Source organism: Bacillus sp. JJ1521, from assembly GCF_036965165.1.
Lineage (GTDB): Bacteria > Bacillota > Bacilli > Bacillales > Bacillaceae_L > Ferdinandcohnia.
Genome location: NZ_JBALOX010000196.1, coordinates 4303 through 7537 on the forward strand (window position 1 = coordinate 4303; position 3235 = coordinate 7537).

General features: G+C 41.6%; 4 protein-coding genes. All 4 read right to left on the bottom strand.

Going from position 1 to position 3235, the window contains the following annotated elements:
- Window positions 1-45 precede the first annotated feature (45 nt).
- Window positions 46-825, bottom strand: a complete 780-nt coding sequence (locus tag V7147_RS21595; RefSeq protein ID WP_335369867.1) for an ABC transporter permease — start codon at window positions 823-825, stop codon at window positions 46-48.
- A complete protein-coding gene (locus V7147_RS21600) occupies window positions 822-1733 on the bottom strand; it encodes an ABC transporter ATP-binding protein (protein ID WP_335369868.1) in 912 nt (303 codons plus the stop codon). Before V7147_RS21600 ends, V7147_RS21595 begins: the two co-directional genes overlap by 4 nt.
- Before the next feature lies 1 nt (window position 1734).
- Window positions 1735-1923 carry a PLD nuclease N-terminal domain-containing protein gene (locus tag V7147_RS21605; protein ID WP_335369869.1) on the bottom strand — a complete coding sequence of 63 codons (189 nt, stop codon included), beginning with the start codon at window positions 1921-1923 and terminating at the stop codon, window positions 1735-1737.
- 203 nt (window positions 1924-2126) lie between these two features.
- The gene (locus V7147_RS21610) at window positions 2127-3023 is read right to left on the bottom strand and encodes a peptidoglycan DD-metalloendopeptidase family protein (protein WP_335369870.1); all 897 of its coding nucleotides are present in this window, start codon (window positions 3021-3023) and stop codon (window positions 2127-2129) included.
- Window positions 3024-3235 lie beyond the last annotated feature (212 nt).

The following is a 3235-nucleotide window of genomic DNA, read 5'->3' on the forward strand; positions in this document are numbered from 1 at the left end:
TGTGGGCCTAAAAATCGGGCGCAAATACGCCAAGGCGCAATTGATTTAAGCCGCTCGTTCTTTTTTTGCAAAAAGATAGATTGAACTAACTAGCAGTATAAGAATTAATAGAATGGACACCGTCAAGGATAGAGCAAATTGTTTATCCGGGCTTCCTGTTAATAGAAGCTTGCTTGCATGTGTTGAAAGTCTCGCTGGGCTCCATGTCATCCATTTTGATAATAGTGAAGTGAGTGCGGAAAGTCCAATCGCTACCAATAACGACATAAATGCCACAAAAATATTGCTTTTAAATAGTGAGCTTAATAGAAGTGTAACTGTCACAAGGAAAACCAGCCACGTTCCATAAACAAGCGAACCCTTCATTAAGTCTCCAAATCCAATATCACCAATTAAAATACCCGTATAATACCAAGATGCTATGATTCCTAGTAAAAATGAACCTATTGTCATCAACACGATACTGACCCATTTTGACGTAATATAATTTGCAAACGAAACAGGTTTTACGAGAATGATATCGGACACACCGCTGTTTTTCTCAGCCGCTACAATTCCCATGAACGCTAGCACCAACACAAGTACTCCGATCTGGCTGTATTGACCAAAGGTTTGCACGATGACCTCTTGTGGCGATGGAATCGGTATTTCAAAGACCGCTCCCTCTGGCAGTTCACCCGCTGCTTTGATTATCTCCGGTAAATAATACGAAGTGACCGGCTGCATGATTCCTAATAAAATGAAGAGAAGTGGAATCCATAGGATTTTATAATTCCGAGTCATTTCTATCCATTCTTTTTTAAATAATACCGACCATTGCCTCATGATTTCACCACCTTCATGAATACATCCTCGAGGGACGATTGCCCAATTTTAAACGTTGAAACTGGTATTTTTTTAATCAAGATATCTTGTAAAATAGCATTTCGTGCTGCATCTAGCTGTGTTACGACGATTGTTGCAGCCGTGCGCTCAACAGTTACTTCATGAACTGACTCGATTGCTGTTAAGCCGTTTGCCCAGTCTGCGATATCCGTTTCTGCCTCGATGACAATCACATCATGCTGATGCTTTTTTCGTAAACCTTCGAGCGTTTCACTTAACGCCAATTCACCTTTACGAATGATGACAATATCATCACAAACCTCCTCTGCATCATGCAACACATGAGTTGAGAAAAGAATCGTTGTTTTCTTTTTCAATTCTCGCATCATTTCAATGACCTCGCGGCGGCCAACAGGGTCAAGGGCGGATACAGGTTCGTCAAGCATGACAAGCTTTGGCTCATGAATCATCGCCTGTGCAATTCCTAAGCGCTGCTTCATTCCACCAGAAAAACCACCGATCTTCTTTTTCTTCGCATCAGCGAGTCCGACTAATTCGAGTAACTCATCCGCTTTTTGCTGGGACTCCTGTTTCGATAAATAAGCAAGCTGGCCAACATAGACTAAAAATTCATTTGTCGACATCCAGTTGTAAAAAACAGGGTGCTGTGGCAGGTAGCCAATGTATTTACGATTGTCGCCATTTTCCATGCCATCAAATGCAACTTTTCCAGAGGTTGGGTGAAGGAGTCCCGCTAGCATCCGTAGCGTTGTTGTTTTTCCAGCGCCGTTTGGACCAAGCAGAGCGGTACAGCTACCTTTTTTAATCTCAAAGGAAAGATTGTTTACCGCTGTCTCCTTCCCGAACTGCTTCACTAAATTTTCGATTGAGACTAGAGTTTCCGTCATCCTATCTCTTCCTTCCAATTACAAAATAGAGAATTGGGCCAATCGTACTGACCAATAGGATAACAAACACCCATAAAATCTTCGGTCCATTTGTTTGTTCACTTCTTACAAGGTCAATTAAAGCTGTCACCATCAAAATCAAAGAAATCACAATAATCGGTGCGATAAGCGCCCAGTTAATAGCTGCCATAGTCGATCACGTTCCTTTCAAATGTTTTTCCGAAGATAGTACGTTTGAGGTTTGGAAAAAGTTCAGTGGGATTCTAAAAGATTTTTGACCTGAGGGAAACGCACATAGTCCCATCAAAAAAACCGACTACTCAATTTGAGTAATCGGTTTGAGATTATTAGCTAAAGTTGCCACCACAGCTAGACTACTGTTTCTCTTAAGCCTTACGCTTTTGCCATTCCGATTGAAGCATCAGTTGAGTTTGCATTTTCCTCTTCACCTGAGTCTTCATCGTCAGCAGGAGTGCCTTCTTTGTCTGCTGGCTTCTTACTGTCTTCTGGTTTCTCTTCTTCTTTAGGTTGCTTGTCTTCTGCAGGTTGCTTGTCTTCTTCCTTATTAGCAGCTTCTTTGTCGTCTGCACCTTGCTCACTATTTTCAAGTGTCGTTACAGATTGTCCAAAGTACTTAATCGGATCAATAGCTACTCCGTTGTTACGAATTTCAAAGTGTACGTGAATTGCTGCCTCTGTGTCATATTGGTTTTCGCCAGCCATTCCAAGGACTTCACCTTGTTCAACTACGTCACCTTTTGCCACTTTTAAGTCTGCAAGTGATTGATACATTGTGACTACACCGTCAGTGTGCTCGATTTCCACAACATTTCCGTGTAGTGGATCCTTTTCTGCACGTGTTACTGTTCCTGCTAATGATGCAACCACTTCAAATGCTTTCCCGTCTTTAGCGACGATGTCAATTCCTTTGTTAGGGGAATAAATATTGTTATAGACTACAAGAGCCGCTTCTTGCTTTTCAGCTGAAGCCTCTGCGTCATAAAATTCCCTAAACACTTGGATTGCATTTTCGTCAATGACAGGCATCTTAAATTTTTCTGCAGCTTGGTTTACCGGTACGCTTGGTTGGTCACCTGTAGCTGTTCCTGGCTGATTTTCACCATATTTCAAATCATCCTTCGCTACATCGTTTTTGCCCGTGAACCATAAAACCGCGGTTAGAATGAGTGCTGCACTTACTAAATAGATTGCTGGAAATACCCAACGCTTTCTAAATAAGCGTTGTAAACTTGATTTTTGAGAAGTACGTTTCTTTTCTTCCTCTCTCATGTTTATCACCTCAGCAACCATTCTGAACAGATTCGCGGAATTATATACATTTTCAAAAAATTTTTTTCGATTATTTTTCGACAAAGCCCAAAATATTATTCATAGATTCGAAAATTTTTCGTGAAAGGGGTCTAGTTGGACGGTGTTTTTTTGTGTGAAGTGTGGTTTTGAGGGGGCGGGCGGTTCGGTGGTTCCGGAGCTGATGCAGGGGT

Coding starts and splice junctions, on each gene's coding strand:
- V7147_RS21595 (WP_335369867.1), bottom strand. CDS start 825: ATGAGGCAATGGTCGGTATTATTTAAAAAAGAATGGATAGAAATGACT.
- V7147_RS21600 (WP_335369868.1), bottom strand. CDS start 1,733: ATGACGGAAACTCTAGTCTCAATCGAAAATTTAGTGAAGCAGTTCGGG.
- V7147_RS21605 (WP_335369869.1), bottom strand. CDS start 1,923: ATGGCAGCTATTAACTGGGCGCTTATCGCACCGATTATTGTGATTTCT.
- V7147_RS21610 (WP_335369870.1), bottom strand. CDS start 3,023: ATGAGAGAGGAAGAAAAGAAACGTACTTCTCAAAAATCAAGTTTACAA.